The organism is Pacificibacter maritimus, assembly GCF_003814915.1.
Taxonomy (GTDB): Bacteria; Pseudomonadota; Alphaproteobacteria; order Rhodobacterales; family Rhodobacteraceae; genus Celeribacter; species Celeribacter maritimus.
Genome location: NZ_RKQK01000001.1, coordinates 825,273 through 843,023 on the forward strand (window position 1 = coordinate 825,273; position 17,751 = coordinate 843,023).

Sequence of the window (17,751 nt, forward strand, 5' to 3'; positions counted from 1 at the left end):
AAACGCCGCGCGACCATTATTGCTGAACAGCGGGAATGATCTCGGTTTCATTCGACAGACCAAAACTGGCCCGTTCAGCATCACGTTGAGCTACGAGCCAAACCACACGCGCCCCCGTTTCACATTCGCTTAACGCGGCTTTGCGCTGATCAGACAACAACCACGTTGCTGTGCCATGATCCTTGCCAACGATAAGGCGGTCTGCATCGCGGCGTGCCAATTCTAAAATCGGAGCAAAGTCAGGATCAGCTGCGATCACCATATCGGCCTCTTGCAGACGTTGAACGGCACGCAGGGTCATCAGATCTGGCTCAGGCGACCCCACGCTGACGACCGTCACAGAGCCTTGGCCCGCATCATCTGGGGCTGCGCCATGTTTAATCGCCGCTTTAATCAGTTCTGCCGCCTCGCGTGCAGCCCCACGTGCAAATAATTGACGCGGACGATCCGCATAGACCCAGCGCCAAAAGGCGCGGCGTTTGTCTTTGTGCACATGCTGCATGGCAGCCGAGCGCAAACGCCCCCCAAGCGCAACAAGATCGCCCAAATTAGGTTCAAGCACTTGTTCCAAATGAGTTTTAATCTGGCGGGCCAAAACGGGCGCAGCCCCTTCTGTGCCGATGGCCACCACCAATGGATCGCGGTCCACAAGGCTGGGCGTATTGGCTTCGCACAGATGCGGCTGATCAACAACATTGACCAAAGCGCCCGCCACCTGCACCAGCGCGTGGATCGACGCATCGAGCCCAGGACAGCCCGTGCCAACAAAGGTCAAAGCGGCACCGCGAAATGTATCGGGCGTAATCTGCCCTGTGCTATGGCTGGCACGGCCTTCTGTGACCAGTGCTTGCAATTCGTCATCAAGATGCGGCGCGACAAAGGTGATACGTGCTTCGGTTTTCAGCAAAAGCCGTGCCTTTTGCGCGGCGGTTTCACCACCACCAACGACAATGACATCGCGGTCCGCCATCCGCAGGAACATCGGAAAAAATTTCATCTGGCTCGTCTCTTTTTGCGCAGGTCTTGTGAAGTGTTCTAGAACGCACTCACAAAAGACAAGAGGCAGAGGCGATATTGCAGCGAAATTCCTGTGTGGTGACGCCTCTTAGCCGTAAGCTTTGGTCGCAAGGGGCTGATATCGGCACCCAAGGCTGGGCAGAACTTGTTTGTGGCTTAAAAATTCAGCCGTGGCGCGCATGAGGGGACCAACACCTTTGGCATCATCTTCGACGATGTCTTCCATAGTATAATACTGCGCGCTGCCATCTCGGTTGCGGCCATTATAGCCACCGAGCCCTGCCACCCAAACCATTTGCCCAAAACCAATCCCATATTTGGCGCGGTTTGGATCAATCATGCGCTCGACCAATTCGTGAAACGCAGTTTCACCCACCCGCCCTGCATCCGCGCAAGAGGTCGCGCTCGGCATGATCCCCAAGCGCTGAGCCGCCATCAAAGACAGGGCGAACATGGCAGAGGCCGAGGTTTCTTCGTAATTTCCGCTCAGATCAGGGCTGTCGATCACTTGCAACCAAAGATTGCCCGAGGTTTGCAATGCAATAAGGCGCTGCATCAAATCTTGTGTCGGCCCCAAAATACCCGCTGCGCGCGCGCGATCCAATCCGACCATTTCGCAAGCGTCGATCAAAGCCATGGACATCCAGCCAATGGCGCGCGCCCAATGAGCCGCATTCTGACCCGTGATTGGATCGGCCCAGCTTTGTGTGCGCGCCTCATCATATGCATGGGCATAGAGGCCGTTTTCGGCGACCCGCGTCACGTCTATGGCGCGTGCCAATTGGGTTAAAGCGTCCTCAACCAAAGCATCATTTTCGACTGTCAAACCGTATTGGATTTGAAACGTCAGGCCCATATTCAACCCATCCAGCCAGACCTGCCACGGATAGCGTTTTTTATGCCAGTAGTTGCCACTTTTGGTCCGCGGGTGGTCTTTGAGCTGCGCGATCAATGTGTCAGCCGCACGCATATAACGCGGGTCATTCGTCAAGCGAAATAGGTCTAGCATCGCACGACCAGGCTGAATGTTATCGATGTTGAAATCTGTCAATGTATAGCCCTTAAGCACGCCATTTTCATCGACTTGCGCGCAGGCCATACGTTGCGCGTGATCGAGAAACCTTTGATCGGACGTCGCCTCAAAAAGCGCGACAAGTCCCTGATAAATCAAGCCATCTTCATAACACCAAGCCCCCCCCTTGTAAGGGGAATGAGCGGCTGCATAGGAATCAAAATAGGTTAAAAGCATCGCATCTCTTTCTAGGGTTGGGACAACGGCGTGCTGGCACTGAGCATCGCAGGATCATCGATTTCAGTTACACAGCTGCAACTCACATCGGCAAATTCAGACCACAGTTTTTGGTGGCGCATGAGCGGAATATAATCTGCCATCAACGGCGCGGCGGCTTTGGCATTTGGATCAAGCGTATAGGTGATATTTGCCAGTTTAAGCCCCGTTATCGGCTGCTCGGACAGGCCGATAACGGCTGCCACAGCCAAGCGCAGGCCACGAATGTCGCAATCGCGTAAAGTGATATCATAAAGGCGCGGGGTGAGATCGGTGACGGGCGCAGCTGCGCGGTTTTGCACAGCATCTGAATGTCCATCCCAATCGCAATAATAATAGGCATTGGCAGCCAGCGCCGTTTCGACCCCATCCATCGTACAATCGTGGCATAGGATCCGCGCCACTTCGCCACCGCGCCCACGGCGTGATTTGATCCTAAGACCGCGATCCGTGCCGACAAATTCACAGTGAGATATGGTGATATCCGTGATAGAGCCTGACATTTCCGACCCCATGACCACAGCGCCGTGACCCCGCTCCATGCGGCAATTTTGAATTTTCAAGTGGGATGTTGCGGCCAAATGGGCCCCATCGCCCGCGTCAGAGCGCTTGCCTGCTTTGATCGCAATGCAATCATCGCCAACAGAAAAATGAATGCCCTCAAGGCGACCATTGCGGCACATTTCGGGGTTTAAACCATCGGTGTTTGGACTGTCAGAGGGGTTCCATATTGTCAGTCCTGAAAAGACGGCATTGTCACATAAAACGGGATGCACTGTCCAAGACGGGCTGTTGCGAATGGTGATGCCAGCCAGTGTCAAACCCTCACAGCGCACGGCATAAATCGTGCGGGGGCGGCGCGCCCCTTCTCGCGTGTCTTTAGGCCATGTCCACCAATCGCCCTCGGCACCGCCACCATCCAGCGTGCCGCGACCCGCGACGGACAGCCCCGTGCAATTCACAGCCGTGATCAGAGATTTAAACATCGCATCAGGCAGACCTTCCCATGATCCCAACATCTGACCAGTCGGATCATAGGCCTCGAGCTGTGCATATTCACCGCGATCCACGGGGGCAACAAGCGTTGCGCCTTTGCATAAATGCAATGTCATGTCTGATTTCAAATCCAGCGGACCTGTCACAAAGCGCCCTTTGGGAATACGCAAAGTGCCACCTTTTGGGGTGGCTTGAATTGCCGCCATCAAGGCCACTGCATTGTTTTTTGCCTCTTCAAAGAGGCCAAAATCGCGCGCCTCAATCAGCCCCGCGCAGTGTGGAGTCACAAAGGAAAGCACCTGCCCCGCGCAGTGAAATTCATAGGCAGTGTCTGGGGTTAAGTCGTCTAGCACCACAGCGCTGCGGGTGGCGTGGCTTGACACTGTTCCCGATGAACTGGTCACCACATAGGGCAGAGCTTGGGCCAATGTGAAACGCAGATCAGCTGCTGTCAGCATGATCACGCAACAGCGCGGTGTTGCAGCAGACAGAGTAATTTTGAGATCACGATACTGAACCTGTTGAGCAGTCATAGGAATCCTTCGCCAAAAAATGGCGCCAAATTTGGATTTGGCCAAAGCCAAGTGTGAAAGATTGATGGGAAATCTGGCGCCCCCGCCCCAACAGACGAGAGCGCCAAAACGCGAGGGAGGAAGTGACCCGCGTTTTGATTTAAAGTTTTGACCTACTTATATTTTTCCAAGACTTCATTGGTGCCTAGGATAATTTCTTCGGCTGCCTCTTGCGCCGAGAGTTCACCATAAGCAAAGAGTTCAAGCGTATCGGTCATCAAAGATCGCACCTCTGGGTGTTCGGCATAGGCGGAGACTTCGGGGCCTGAGGCTTGCAACACCATATCGTTGGCTTCAGTTTGAATATCAACGATTGATCCGTCTGCCGCCAATTGCGCTTGAGCTGCTTTCGACGCAGGCAAACCGCGCGCAGTTCCCATAGCTGTGATGCCTTCGGGTTCGTTCAGCAAACAGTTCAACACCTGTGCTGCCGCCTCTAGATTGTCGGAATTTTTTGAGAGCGAAAACACCATAGAGGCCTTGCGGTAGACCCCGTCATTGCTGCCGCCTTCAACAGACAACAAGCCAGATGGAACCAAAGTGCCAACTGTCAAAGGCTCGGCATATTTAAAGTAGGTTGAGTCCCAAACATATGTGCCCGCGTAGTGACCATCGGCCCAGCTTGGGTTTTCATACAGTTGCACATTGCCTGCGGCAGCGGCATCTGGCCAAGAGGGGGTCACCTTTGCATCCACCAACATTTGGTACATCTCGATGCCTGCGACCAATTCATCTTGCGTATAGGCAACAGTCATGGTGCTATCGTCGATCAGACCTTTGCCCGTGGATTGCGCCACGACATTTTGCAACCACTTCACCACATCTTCGCCCACAAGGTAGAAGGGAAAATACCCCTCGCCCAATTTGTCTTCGAACACCGCAGCAGCCGTGACCAGATCATCAATGGATGTCGGAAGCGCAAGACCAGCTTGTTCGTAAATGTCTTGGTTGAACCAATAGATCATCCCTGTTTGCGATGCGGCCAAGCCGTTTAATTTGCCGCCCAAAGTGGCCTGCGCGATGGCCGCTTCGTTCCAATTGGACAGATCAATCGTGTCAGACAGCGTGTTGAGATCCACCAAATTGGTGCCATCGGGTGAAAAGATCGGCAACCATGGCCAGTTAAGCTGCATGATGTCAGCCTCGGTGCCGCCTGCAAGCTGCGTTGTGACCTTTTCCAAGTGACCGCCCCAGCCTGTAAATTCTGGTTTGATGCTGTGCCCCGTCTTGGCCCCACAGACTTCAAGTGCCGCTTGTGTGGCAACATGGCGGCTATCGCCCCCCCACCAAGACATGCGCAATTCAGCCGAATGTGCTGAAATTCCCGTAAGTGCCAGCACAGTGGCCAGCGCGGTTGTCGAACGTTTCATAGTAGTCCTCCCTAAAAGATACGTTTGAAAGTGACCCCGCCCCGCCATGCTGGCGAATGCGCGATCCGTTTTTGAGCGTGGTTATGCGCTCTCTTGCCCGAGTGAAACATTGACGCCTGTCTCGGGATCGAAAACATGGAGCCGCTCGATCAAAGGCGCGACATATACCGTGTCGCCGCGCTTTAAACTGCGGTCGTAGATTTCGCTGGGGATCACACAGATAAAGCTGTGACCCTCGATATTGATATGCAGGTTGACCTCATGCCCCATGAATTCGATCACGGTCACTTTGCCTTCGAAAGCGTTCTCAGTGCCTTTGGGCACATAGGTTAAATGCTGGGGGCGGATGCCGATTTTTACAGGCCCGCTTGGCTGCGTAAGCCGCGCAGCCAGAGCAGCGCCGCCAGAAATTGTTTGCGAACCGATGATAAGGTTTGCCCCTGACTCCCTGTCTAAAACACCGTCAACGATGTTCATTTCGGGCATGCCGATGAAGCCTGCCACAAAGTCATTCGCAGGGCGTTCAAACAGGGTCACAGGATCTGCGACCTGCATGATATGCCCGCTTTTCATGACACAAATTCTGTCCCCCATGGTCATGGCCTCAACCTGATCGTGGGTCACATAGACCACCGTGGCGGGTCGCCCTGCTTCGCGCAGTTCTTTATGCAAATCCGTGATCCGCACCCGCATGGAGGCGCGCAACTTCGCATCTAAATTTGACAGCGGCTCATCGAACAAAAACACTTCGGGTGATTTGATCAAAGCGCGGCCCACCGCGACACGTTGTGCCTGTCCGCCTGACAGTTCTTTGGGCAAACGTTCAAGCAGTTCTTCGATTTCCAAAATGCCTGAAACATCTTTGGTTGCCTTGGCGATCTGATCTTTGGGCTTGCGTTTTAGGCGCAGACCAAAGCCCAGATTGTTTTTGACTTTCATATGTGGGTAGAGCGCATAGTTTTGAAACACCATCGCCAGACCACGTTTACCGGGCGCCAGATCATTGACGATTGTATCGCCGATATGAACCTCGCCGCCTGAAATGGTTTCAAGCCCCGCGATCATCCGCAAAGTGGTGGATTTTGCACAGCCTGATGGGCCAACAAACACCATGAATTCACCATCTTCGATGTCCAGATTGATACCATGGACGGCCTTAAACCCGTTGCCATAAGTCTTTTCGACGTTCTTGAGCTGCAAGCGTGCCATTAGCCTTTTACCCCCCCTGATGAGATGCCTTCGATGAAATACTTCTGCGCCATAAAGAAGACGACGAGTGCGGGTGTGATTGCCAAGACGGACATCGCAAGGATGCGGTTCCATTCAAAGGCTTCTGTCGTGTCGATCGACAGCTTCAACGCCAAACTCACGGGGTATTTTTCCACCGAAGAAATATAAATAAGCGGGCCAAGGAAATCGTTCATCGACCACATGAATTGAAACAGACAGACCGAAATCAAAGCAGGTGTCAGCAAAGGCACCACGATGAAGATCAGCGTCTGGAATGAATTGGCGCCGTCTACACGTGCGGCTTCTTCCATATCGCGCGGAATTGCTCGCAAGAATTGCACCAGCATAAAGACAAAGAACGCATCACCTGCGAGGGCTGAAGGCACCCAGAGTGGCAGGAAACTGTCCAACCAACCGATGTCTCGGAACAACAGGTACTGCGGAATGCGTGTCACCACATTTGGCAACAACAAGGTCGCAATCAATGTCGCAAACAAGATTTTCTTGCCCGGAAATTCAAAGCGCGCAAACCCGTAGGCGACGGCTGTTGCTGAAATCGCCGTGCCGATCACTTTCGGCGCGATGATCAAAAACGTGTTCCAAAAGAACCGCGCAAATGTATAGGGCGTCGAGGTTTTCCAGCCATCTATATAGCCTTGGATTGTCGGGTTCTTTGGCAAAAATCCAGGATTGGTGAAAATCTCGGAATTGGTTTTAAAAGAGGCCCCGATCAACCAGATCAGCGGGTAGAGCATCATCAACCCTACGGCCGATAAAACAAAGTAACGGATAAGAGCATTGATACGGGCGCGGCGGCGCAATTTGGCTTGCTGAGCCCGTGCCTTGCTTTCGATTTCAGGGTGTATTGTCTGTGTCATATCTGTCCCCTAACTGCGCTTATCGCCAGCGTAATAGACCCATTTCTTTGACGACCAGAAGGCCACGACGGTCAGGACCATTATGATGACAAACAAGACCCACGCGATGGCTGAAGCATAGCCCATGTCAAAGTTTTTAAAGGCTTTTTCGTAGATGTAGAGCGGCAAGAGATAGGTAGATTTCAGTGGGCCACCTTCAGTGATGATGTAGGGACCGTTGAATTCCTGAAAGGCTTGCACCGTCTGCATAATCAGGTTGAAAAAGATAACCGGCGTGATCAAAGGCAGAGTGATATAGCGGAATTGGTGCCACTTATTTGCCCCGTCAATCGCCGATGCCTCATAGAGAGATTTATCGACCGATTGCAGTGCCGCCAAGAAAATCACCATGGCGGAGCCGAACTGCCAACACCGCAAAAGCGTGATGGTAAACAGTGCATTTGTCGGGTTGCCAAACCAGTTGATGGCCTCAAGACCGATGAATTCTAGCCCCATATTCACCAGACCTGTGTCTGCGAATATGTAGCGCCACAATACAGCAATCGCGATGGACCCGCCCAAGATGGAAGGCACGTAATATGCTGTGCGGAAAAACCCGATGGCACGCAGGCGGTAATTCAAAATCACCGCTATGAACAAGGCGAAAACAAGTTTCAGCGGCACGGTCAAAAACACATAAAGCAGCGTGACTTTCAGCGATTTTTCAAAGGTGCGATCCCGCGTGAACAGCTTTTCATAGTTCTTGGTGCCGACCCAAGTGGGATCAGACATCAAATTGTAATCGGTAAAGCTGAGGTAAAACGAATATCCGAACGGAAAGGCCGTAAAGATCAACAATCCAATCACATAGGGCAAGACATAAGCCAGCCCCATGTATCTGCTTTCCCCGCCCATCACGCCGCCTCAGTCTTGGCAAAAACGCATGACATTCGTGTCGCATATTTATGTTCGAAATAATGCATATCTGAAAAGTAAAACGCCAGATCCAATCGACAGCTGTCAATTAGAGTAAACGCCTATCACCCCCCCTTTTTTCTTTATCAGAGTTATATTTATTCGTGTAACACTGATTCCCTGAGATAGATTTACGCATGTATTTTGCACGAAGCGAATGAACAGAAAGGCAGGATAAGATGGACAAAAACGAACTTGGGCCATTTTCAGGCATTCCAACCCATGCCGTCGGACTGCAATTGACCAGATCAACCATCAAAATGACCCATTCACCGACATGGCGCGTGGATAAATCCAATCCTGTTCACGATCTCATTATTTGCCTCACGGGTGCGGGAAAATATAACATCAACGGCGAGACAGTCATCTTGACACCCGGACAGGCGCTTTTGGTGCCTGCGGGCACAAGGTTCCAAGGTCAAACCCATACACAAGACCGCTACACAGGTGTGGCGCAGCATTTTTCGCTCACTCTTTTTGGCACTGTCGATATGCTTAGCCAAATGAGCTTGATCCAAAGCACGCCCATGCCAAATTGGGATGTATTTCGCCCACTTGTGCAACATTATCATGACACCGCCCCCGAAACTTCGACCACTTTGGGACAGCATCACATGTTTATGGTGATTTTGCTGGCCTATCTTGAAGCTGCCTTTTTAGGCTGGCATGAAAAAGCAATGGGGGCCATGGATGGGCAAGATGCATTGTCTTTGCATATTATGTTAGCCGCAGCGCGGTTGGGCGATGATCCATTGGCGCCCGATGCTTTAGAGCGCACTTTAGATCGCGCGCCTTTCAATCCAGACTATTTTCGCCGCGCCTTTCGCGACCGTATTGGACAGACTCCGCAAAAATTTCTGGAGTCAAAAAAGATGGACAAGGCAATGCATGCCTTGATGCTGGGCAAATCGGTGAAAGAAGTCGCCGCAGAGGTGGGCTATCAAGATGCCTATTTTTTCAGTAGAATGTTCAAGCGGTACATGGGTAAACCACCTTCGGCTTATAGATTAAAATCGCGCGATAAAGCATTGCGTGAAAAGGATTTATATTCAGAATAGAGACCTATAACATATAGGGAAATGAAAAAACTGGCCCCCGAAGGCGCCAGTCCATGTGCTATAAATCCAGTTCTGTCAGACAGGTACGCGCAAAGAGTTTAGCGTGCGAGCCAACCGCCATCGACATTCAAAACCGCACCTGTGACGTATTTCGCCGCCTTCGACGCAAGATAGGCCGCAGTGCCACCGATATCTTCGGCATCGCCCCAACGCCCTGCTGGAATGCGCGCCAGAATAGCCTCATTGCGCGCGGGATCATTGCGTAGGGCTTCGGTGTTATTGGTTGAAATATAGCCTGGCGCGATGGCGTTGACTGTGATCCCTGATGCGGCCCATTCGTTCGCCAATATTTTGGTTATTCCTGCCACAGCATGTTTGCTGGCGGTATAGGCAGGCACGCGGATACCGCCTTGGAAAGACAATAAAGACGCAATATTGATGATCGATCCCCTGCCGCCTTTGGCCATCAATTCCTTGCCAAAGGCCTGACAGGTGAAAAACAGTGCCTTTTGATTGACATCCATCACCGCATCCCAATCTTCTTCGGAATATTCAACTGAATCTTCGCGGCGAATGATGCCCGCATTGTTGACAAGGATTGAAATGCCTTGGTCTTTAAAAACGTCTTTGGCTGCCATAGGATCTGCGAAATCGAGGGTCAGGCTTTCGCCTGTTCCCCCTGCTTTTTCGATCACCCGAACGGTGTCATCGCAAGACCTCCGACCCGCACAAATCACATGCGCACCTTGGCCCGCAAGTGAGACAGCGATGGCTTGACCGATGCCAGTGTTCGCGCCTGTGACAAGCGCCTTTTGTCCTGAAAGTGAAAACAAATCATACATAAAAGCCCCCTAGCGCATATCTGCAGGCTGAATGAAATCCATATCGGTATAGTCGACATTGTCGCCAGCCATCGCCCAGATGAAGGTATATTCGCCAATACCCGCGCCAGAGTGGATGGACCATGTGGGCGAAATCACGGCCTGTTCATTTGCGACAACAAGGTGGCGGGTCTCTTGGGGTTCGCCCATAAAGTGAATAACACGGGACTCGTCGGCCATGCCCCAGTACAAATAGGCCTCCATTCGGCGATCATGAACATGCGCAGGAATTGTGTTCCAAACGGAGCCTTCTTCAAGCGAAGTATAGCCCATAACCAATTGGCAGCTTTCCATCACAAGCGGATGGATGAACATTTTGATGGTACGCTTGTTCGACGTGGCGGCTTCGCCCATTTCGACCTTTTTTGCTTCTTCCACAGTGATCAAACGAGAGGTGTAGGATTTGTGCGCTGGACAAGAGGTTATGTAAAAACGCCCCTGCCCCGAAAACGTCACAGCGCCAGATCCCATGCCCAGATACAGCACATCGCCTTTGTTCATCGCGTATGTTTCACCGCCTGCCTCTACTGTGCCCGCGTCGCCTATGTTCACAATGCCCATTTCACGACGTTCTAAAAATGTTTCGGTACGCGTTTCATCAACTTTGCCCAAAGTCAGCTTACCGCCGTTTGGCACAGCACCCCCGACGGTAAAACGATCATAATGCGTGTAGACAAGGCGAATTTCACCCTCTGCGAACATGCCTTCTGCCAAAAAGTTATCGCGCAAAGCCTGCGTGTCCATAGCTTTGGCATGGTCGGGGTGAATGGCGTGGCGGGTTTCAACATCAAGTGTGGTCATGATCTTCTTTCTGTAAGTTATCTGTTAGGCACACGGGGGGCAGCGCGCGACCCGTTTTCAATTCGGACTATAAAAAGTCGTCACGGCGCGGGGTGAAGGTGTCGACCAGCCTGCCCGCTTTTTGGCATTTGCAGCCGTGCACCGCATTGGCTGGGATGACGAAGCTATCCCCCGCTGAGACGTCGAAGGTTTCTCCATCAATAGAAAATGTGAATACTCCGCTTTCCACATATGTGGATTGCACATGCGGGTGCGCATGCAGCGCGCCCTCGCCTTGTTCCTCAAAGGTAAAGGCGACGACCATCAAGGTGTCATTTTCCGATAAAACCTGACGGCGCACATAGGCGTCGACTTGAACCTCGGGAAAACTGCGAACATGGGACATAAAGGTCTCCTAGCGGTGAAACGGTATTTAGTGGAACAAGGATGGCAGCCAAAGCGACAAAGCTGGGATGTAAGTCACCAAAAGCAAAGTGAGCACTGACGCGAAATAGAAAGGCCAGATCGTGCGCACAGCATCCCAAACAGGGATCTTACCCACGGCACAGCCGACGAATAGAACCGATCCGACAGGCGGCGTACACAACCCGATGCCAAGGTTTAAAATCATCACGATGCCGAATTGAACAGGATCAACCCCAAAGGCCATCGCCACAGGCAAGAAGATCGGTGTGGTGATCACAATCAGCGGCGACATATCCATGAATGTGCCCAAGAACAGCAACAAAACGTTGATTAAAAGCAAGATCACGATCGGATTTTCTGAAATGCCTTGCATGAAGACAACCAAGCTGGCGGGCACTTTCATATAGGCCAAGAGCCACCCAAAAGAGGCTGCACAACCGATCACCAAAAGGACCATGGCCGTGGTGCGCACAGCGCCTTTTACAGCTTGAACAAAGTCGAAAAAGCTTAGGGATTTGTACAAGAAAAACGTCACAGCCATGGCATAGACCACCGCCACACAGGACGATTCAGAGGCTGTGAAAATACCTGATCTCACCCCTCCGAAAATAATCGCGACCAAGATCAAACCAGGCAAAGCTGACACGATGAGCGTCAAAACCATACGACCGCCAGGAAAGGCTTCTGTCGGATAACCGCGACGACGCGCGACGATATAAGCGGCCAGCATCAAGGCCAAAGCCAAGATCAATCCGGGGATAATCCCAGCGGTAAACAAGTCGGCGATAGAAATGCGTCCGCCCGCGGAAATCGAATAGATAATCAGGTTATGCGACGGCGGCAGCATGAGCGCGATGATCGAGGAACACACCGTCACATTGACCGCGTAATCTGCATCATAGCCACGCTTCACCATTTGCGGCACCATCAAGCCGCCGATTGCAGATGTATCCGCCGCAGCAGAGCCTGAAATGCCCCCAAACAAGACAGAGGCCAAGATGTTGACCTGCCCCAACCCGCCTTTGAAGTGGCCGACAGCCGCCCCTGCAAGTGCCACAAGGCGTCGCGCAATATCGCCGCGCACCATAAGTTCACCCGCGAAGATGAAAAACGGGATGGCCATCAGCGAAAACACAGAGACGCCCGAATTCAAGCGCTGGAACACCACCACAGGCGGCAGTCCCAAATACAAAACAGTCGCAAAGGAAGACGCGCCCAAGCAAAAGGCAACAGGTGTGCCGATCAACAGTAAAAAAGTAAAAGTGCCAAAGAGCACCCAAAGCTCCATGCCGGGGCCAATAAGTTCAGCTATACCCATGTCAGCGGTCCTCTTCGGGAAGTTCGGTTTCGCCAAAGCGGGCTGTGACCATGCCGCAGGCGCGGCGCAAAATACGCTCGATAGAGAACAGCGTCATCAAAACGCCCCCCATGATAATAGAAACAAAGGCCCATCCGCCTGAAATGCCGATATTAGGAATGGTAGATTGCCATGTTTTATCAAGCAGTTGCACGCCGTAGTAAATCATACCAAGGCCAAAAGCTGCGATCACGATATCGGAAATCGTATAGAGCACGTTCTTGACGGATTGCGGTAAAATATACAGCAAAACATCAAATGACAGGTGATATCCCTCGCGCGTGCCAACAGCAGCGCCTAAGAAAATGAACCAGCCCATGATTAAAATCGACCAGCTTTCCGTCCATGTGGGTGTGTTGTTCAAAACGAAACGCCCAAAGACCTGATAGGTGATAAAGGCCGTCATCAGGACCAAGCCGATGCCAGACAACCAAAGGGACATGCGGGCAAGAAAGGCCATCACACGTGCCACTTTTTTCATTATTTTTTGCATTTTGCCGCCTTTGAATTGGCAAAGAGGTTTGAAACCCTGTGTCTGAAAGCATCACAGCTTGTGGAACACACAAGCACCAGACGGTCGGGTTTCGCGGGATCTTGGCGTCAGATCCAAAGGTCACTGACGCCAAAACTAAAGTTACTCTGTCGCTTGAATACGTGTCACAAGATCTTTCAACTTATCTGTCGTCACATATTTTTCGTAGACAGGCACCATCGCTTCGATGAAGGGGGTTTTGTCGATATCTGTGATGATTTCGACCCCTGCTGCACGCACTTTTTCTTCGGATGCTTTTTCACGCGCGGCCCAAAGGTCACGCATCACAGGCACAGAAGCTTTGGCCGCAGCGCGCACGGCGGCTTGATCTTCGGCTGACAGTTTGTCGTAGGATGATTTCGACATCACCAAGACCTCAGGCACGATCAAATGTTCGTCCAAAGTGTAATAGCCTGCGACTTCGAAGTGACCTGAGGATTCAAAAGACGGCCAATTGTTTTCTGCGCCGTCGATCACGCCTGTCTGGATGGATGAGTAGACTTCGCCATATGCCATGGGTGTGGCATTTGCCCCAACGGCTGAGACCATATCAACAAACAGATCAGACTGCATCACGCGGAATTTAAGGCCTTCAAGATCTTTCATTTCAGTGATCGGGCGTTCTTTGTTGTAAAACGACCGCGATCCGCCATCATAAAAGGCCAGACCAATCAAATCATGGGCTTCAAACGCAGCCAGAATTTCTTCGCCAATCGGGCCATCCATCACTGTGTGCATGTGATCAACCGAGCGGAAGATATAAGGCAATGACGGCACTTTTGTTTCTTCGATGATGTTGTTGAATGGCCCAAGGGACACGCGATTGAAATCAATCACACCGAATTGAGTTTGTTCGATGGTATCTTTTTCTTGGCCCAATTGGGCGGAATGAAACACTTCAACACAAAGTCTGTCGTCTGTGGCTGCAGAAAGCGCGGCACCCATGGCTTTTACGGCCTCAACTGTTGGGTATCCATCTGGATGCGTATCAGAAGACCGCAGGGTCGTCTCACAGGCAGTCGCTGTCAAAGTAGAGGCTGCGATCAAAGCAATTGCAGCCGTGAATGATTTCAAATGAGTCATTATAAAGTCTCCTCCCAAAGACTGTTAATTGATCAAAGCTTGTATGCTTTCTTGACCAAATTATAGGTGAGATCGCGCGCGACCTCATGGGCCTCGGTCACATTCAATCGCCCTGTGGCGACCAAAGTGGCGAGATATCCAGCATCCACGCGACGCGCCACATCATGGCGAGCCGGAATGGAGCAGAATGCACGGGTGTCGTCATTAAAGCCGACAGTGTTGTAAAATCCTGCGGTCTCAGTGCAGTTTTCGCGGAACCGCTTCATGCCTTCAAAACTGTCATGGAACCACCAAGGCGGCCCAAGGCGCAGCGCGGGGTACACGCCAGCCAGCGGCGCAAGTTCGCGGCTTTGCGTTGTTTCATCTAGCATAAACAAGATCACTGTGAGTTCAGAGTTCATGCCAACAGCATTAAGTAAGGGTTTGAGATTGTTTACAAACTCAGTCTTACTAGGCACATCAAAACCTTTGTCGCGCCCGAACTGTGCCATCATCGGCGCTGAGTGATTGCGATGCGCCCCAGCATGTATTTGCAATGTCAGCCCATCATCCAAAGACATGCGCGCCATTTCAGTCAACATATGACCGCGAAAGGCGTCGGCTTCATCTGCTGTGCATGTGCCTTTGAGCGCCTTTTGGAACAGCGCATTGGCCACCTCAGGGCTGAAATCTTCGGTGCGCGCTGTCGGATGACCGTGGTCTGATGATGTCACACGGCCGACGTCTTTGAAAAACGCACGGCGGCTGCGGTGCGCGTTCAAATACCCCGCCCAAGTCGTCGTATCTTCGCCCGTCAACTCCCCCAACTTCGCAATATTATCAGCGAAACCTTCGAATTCAGGATCAATCACATTGTCTGGACGGTAGGCAGAAATCACAGTCCCGTTCCAATCGCTTTCGGCGATGGTTTTGTGATGCCGCAAGTCATCCAGCGCCATTTCAGTTGTAGACAGGGCTTCAATATTGAAGCGGTCATATAAGGCGCGTGGCTTAAAAGCCTCCGTCTTTAAACAGGACTCGATGTGATCATAAATCTCTCGCGCTGTCTCGCCGTTCAAAGCCGTATCAAGGCCGAACACTTCTTGAAATGCGTGATTTAGCCAGATGTAGGATGGCGTGCCGCGCAAAAGGTAAAAATTATCAGCAAAGATTTGCCAGATCTTACGCGGATCTTGTTCTACTGCTCCGCCATCAGCACGCGGTACGCCCAGACTGGCCAAATCGATCCCCTGAGAACAGAACATCCGAAACACATAATGGTCTGGCGTCACAAAAAGCTGCGCAGGGTCGGCAAAGTTTTTGTTCAACGCGAACCACGCAGGATCTGTATGCCCGTGTGGAGAAATGATCGGTAAATCTTTGATCCCGTCATAAATTTCACGCGCAAAACCACGGCTGCGATCTTCGACTGGAAACAAACGATCTGAATCGAGCAGTGGCATGTATTTCGGTCCCCCTCATGGCGGCTGTATTGGAGAGCGCCATGGTAATTGTATTTTCAACTAGCCAACTAATATGCTAGTTGCTAACTTATGACAAATCAAATTTGCACTTGTCAACAACAGAACGCCCTGAGATTGACAAGTTCACAGCGACCCAAGGATTGCCCTTACGGCAAAAACACTCGATTATATTGGCCGCGCTGGATGCGATAGGAGACGTGATGGAACAAGAATTGAAACTACAAGCACTGACGCCAGATCGTGGACCATCCGTCACGGATATCGTGTACCGCCAGCTTTATGATGGGATTGTGTGCCTCGACATGCCGCCTGGCACCAAGCTGTCCGAAGCGGATGTCGCGCAAAAATTGGCCGTATCGCGCCAACCCGTACGCGATGCATTTTATCGACTCAGCCAGCAAGGGTTCTTGTTGATACGCCCACAACGCGCCACCGTGGTGACGCAAATTTCCACCGCAGCCGTCCATAAGGCACGGTTTATCCGCACAGCTTTGGAAATTGAAACCTGCTGCACGGCGATAACGAAGGCAACATCAGCCGATATCATGCGCCTTGAGGAGAATCTTAGACTTCAAAAACAGGTGCTTAACTCTGGTTCTCGCGATGATTTTCATGAATTGGATGATGAATTTCACGCAACAATTTGCGCCACTGCAGGCCATCCAGAAGTCTGGACTCTGATCAAAGACAATAAGGCACATATGGACCGCGTGCGCTATCTGTCCTTGGACAAAGAAGGCACGCAGATCGCCTATGACGAACATTGTGAAATCCTTAAAGCACTGATAAACAAGGATAAAACAAAAGTCACAGAGGCAATACGGTCGCACCTAAATAGAATCTCTAAATCAATCAGCACAATCCGTGCTGAACATATCAATTATTTCGACGAGGAAGACCGTGAATTATAAAAAACTACTCACCATCGGGGAATGTATGGTCGAAATGGCCCCTGATGGTCACGGAAAATACGCGATGAATTTCGCTGGCGACACATTTAACACCGCATGGTACGCACAGCGCTGTTTGGCCGCCCATAGCGACTATAGCGTGGGCTATTTGACACGTGTTGGCACCGATAAGACATCACAAAAGCTGATGGGTTTTCTTGCGGATGCAAATATAAAAACCGATACCATTACACCTGTTTCTGATCGCACTGTCGGTCTCTATATGATCGAATTGGACAATGGCGAACGCTCATTTTCTTACTGGCGTGACACCTCTGCCGCTAAACTTTTGGCCGCAGATCCCGATCTGTTGGACCGCGCTTTCACAGGGGATCAAATCTTGCTGTTTTCTGGCATTACCTTGGCCATTCTTTCCCCTGAGCACCGCCAAAATCTATTGGAGTCTTTGGCCAAAGCGCGCGCGGCTGGATCGCAGGTGGTATTCGATACCAATATTCGCCCACGTCTTTGGGAAAATTCCGCAGCCACAAAGACTTGGCTCGCAAAAGCCGCACAAATTGCTGATGTCATGCTACCGTCATTTGACGAAGAAGAAGACATGTTTGGCGATAAAAAACCACAAGACACCGCCCAGCGTTATCGCGACCTTGGCGCGCATACTGTAATTGTCAAAAACGGCGCTCATGAAATGTATGCATGGGCAAAAGGCGAAGGGGGTATGTCGATATCACCAGAGCGCGTTTCCCCCGTCGACAGTACCGCAGCGGGCGACAGTTTCAACGCAGGTTACATTACAGCGCGCATGTTGGGGGCAAACTTGGAAGACTCCTTGCGTTCAGGCATGACACTCTCTGCAAACGTTGTGCAACACCGCGGCGCATTGGTGCGCTTATAGGCCCTTGGCTTTCAAGCTCATCACGAAACAAAATATCAGCCGCAAAGTCGTCAAACTTTG

The 17,751-nt window shown here is 51.5% G+C and carries 17 protein-coding genes; 3 read left to right on the plus strand and 14 right to left on the minus strand.

The genetic code is table 11. The features are described from left to right. Window positions 1-16 precede the first annotated feature (16 nt). The 7 genes from EDD53_RS03835 to EDD53_RS03865 all read right to left on the minus strand — a co-directional run bounded on the left by EDD53_RS03835 (window position 17) and on the right by EDD53_RS03865 (window position 8,224). The gene (locus EDD53_RS03835; protein WP_123791855.1) at window positions 17-997 is read right to left on the minus strand and encodes a siroheme synthase; all 981 of its coding nucleotides are present in this window, start codon (window positions 995-997) and stop codon (window positions 17-19) included. A gap of 108 nt (window positions 998-1,105) precedes the next feature. Further along, on the minus strand, window positions 1,106-2,266 hold the full coding sequence (locus tag EDD53_RS03840; protein ID WP_123791856.1) for a glycoside hydrolase family 88/105 protein: 1,161 nt from the start codon (window positions 2,264-2,266) through the stop codon (window positions 1,106-1,108). An 11-nt stretch (window positions 2,267-2,277) separates the two neighbouring features. Then, the gene (gene pglA, locus EDD53_RS03845) at window positions 2,278-3,834 is read right to left on the minus strand and encodes a polygalacturonase PglA (protein WP_123791857.1); all 1,557 of its coding nucleotides are present in this window, start codon (window positions 3,832-3,834) and stop codon (window positions 2,278-2,280) included. 152 nt (window positions 3,835-3,986) lie between these two features. Beyond that, window positions 3,987-5,243, minus strand: coding sequence for an ABC transporter substrate-binding protein (locus EDD53_RS03850; RefSeq protein ID WP_123791858.1), 1,257 nt, complete (start codon window positions 5,241-5,243; stop codon window positions 3,987-3,989). Between the two features lie 81 nt (window positions 5,244-5,324). Beyond that, window positions 5,325-6,452 carry an ABC transporter ATP-binding protein gene (locus EDD53_RS03855; protein ID WP_123791859.1) on the minus strand — a complete coding sequence of 376 codons (1,128 nt, stop codon included), beginning with the start codon at window positions 6,450-6,452 and terminating at the stop codon, window positions 5,325-5,327. Then, on the minus strand, window positions 6,452-7,351 hold the full coding sequence (locus tag EDD53_RS03860; protein ID WP_123791860.1) for a carbohydrate ABC transporter permease: 900 nt from the start codon (window positions 7,349-7,351) through the stop codon (window positions 6,452-6,454). The genes EDD53_RS03855 and EDD53_RS03860 overlap by 1 nt, the downstream gene beginning before the upstream one ends. A gap of 9 nt (window positions 7,352-7,360) precedes the next feature. Beyond that, window positions 7,361-8,224 (minus strand): carbohydrate ABC transporter permease, encoded by an 864-nt coding sequence (locus EDD53_RS03865; protein ID WP_281277929.1) that lies wholly within the window; start codon window positions 8,222-8,224, stop codon window positions 7,361-7,363. Window positions 8,225-8,484: 260 nt separating this feature from the next. Here EDD53_RS03865 and EDD53_RS03870 point away from each other — a divergent pair, with 260 nt between their 5' ends. Next, window positions 8,485-9,363 (plus strand): AraC family transcriptional regulator, encoded by an 879-nt coding sequence (locus EDD53_RS03870; protein WP_123791862.1) that lies wholly within the window; start codon window positions 8,485-8,487, stop codon window positions 9,361-9,363. 98 nt (window positions 9,364-9,461) lie between these two features. On the opposite strand, the gene kduD is transcribed toward EDD53_RS03870, so the two are convergent. The 7 genes from kduD to uxaC form a co-directional block, all read right to left on the minus strand. Next, on the minus strand, window positions 9,462-10,205 hold the full coding sequence (gene kduD, locus EDD53_RS03875) for a 2-dehydro-3-deoxy-D-gluconate 5-dehydrogenase KduD (protein WP_123791863.1): 744 nt from the start codon (window positions 10,203-10,205) through the stop codon (window positions 9,462-9,464). A 9-nt stretch (window positions 10,206-10,214) separates the two neighbouring features. After that, entirely contained in the window at window positions 10,215-11,045 is an 831-nt protein-coding gene (kduI, locus tag EDD53_RS03880) for a 5-dehydro-4-deoxy-D-glucuronate isomerase (protein ID WP_123791864.1), read from the minus strand. Between the two features lie 67 nt (window positions 11,046-11,112). Continuing rightward, window positions 11,113-11,430: a cupin domain-containing protein gene (locus tag EDD53_RS03885; protein WP_123791865.1), complete on the minus strand. Its 318-nt coding sequence runs from the start codon at window positions 11,428-11,430 to the stop codon at window positions 11,113-11,115. A 27-nt stretch (window positions 11,431-11,457) separates the two neighbouring features. After that, window positions 11,458-12,738: a TRAP transporter large permease gene (locus tag EDD53_RS03890; protein WP_123792388.1), complete on the minus strand. Its 1,281-nt coding sequence runs from the start codon at window positions 12,736-12,738 to the stop codon at window positions 11,458-11,460. 31 nt (window positions 12,739-12,769) lie between these two features. Next, complete coding sequence (locus tag EDD53_RS03895) at window positions 12,770-13,288, minus strand: TRAP transporter small permease (RefSeq protein ID WP_246002189.1); 519 nt, start codon at window positions 13,286-13,288, stop codon at window positions 12,770-12,772. A gap of 153 nt (window positions 13,289-13,441) precedes the next feature. Beyond that, entirely contained in the window at window positions 13,442-14,422 is a 981-nt protein-coding gene (locus tag EDD53_RS03900; RefSeq protein ID WP_123791867.1) for a TRAP transporter substrate-binding protein, read from the minus strand. A 32-nt stretch (window positions 14,423-14,454) separates the two neighbouring features. After that, a complete protein-coding gene (uxaC, locus tag EDD53_RS03905) occupies window positions 14,455-15,864 on the minus strand; it encodes a glucuronate isomerase (protein ID WP_123791868.1) in 1,410 nt (469 codons plus the stop codon). Between the two features lie 110 nt (window positions 15,865-15,974). On the opposite strand from uxaC, the gene EDD53_RS03910 reads away from it, so the two are divergent. Further along, window positions 15,975-16,796, plus strand: a complete 822-nt coding sequence (locus EDD53_RS03910; protein ID WP_246002190.1) for a GntR family transcriptional regulator — start codon at window positions 15,975-15,977, stop codon at window positions 16,794-16,796. After that, entirely contained in the window at window positions 16,786-17,691 is a 906-nt protein-coding gene (locus tag EDD53_RS03915; RefSeq protein ID WP_123791870.1) for a sugar kinase, read from the plus strand. The genes EDD53_RS03910 and EDD53_RS03915 overlap by 11 nt, the downstream gene beginning before the upstream one ends. The last annotated feature ends 60 nt before the right edge of the window (window positions 17,692-17,751 follow it).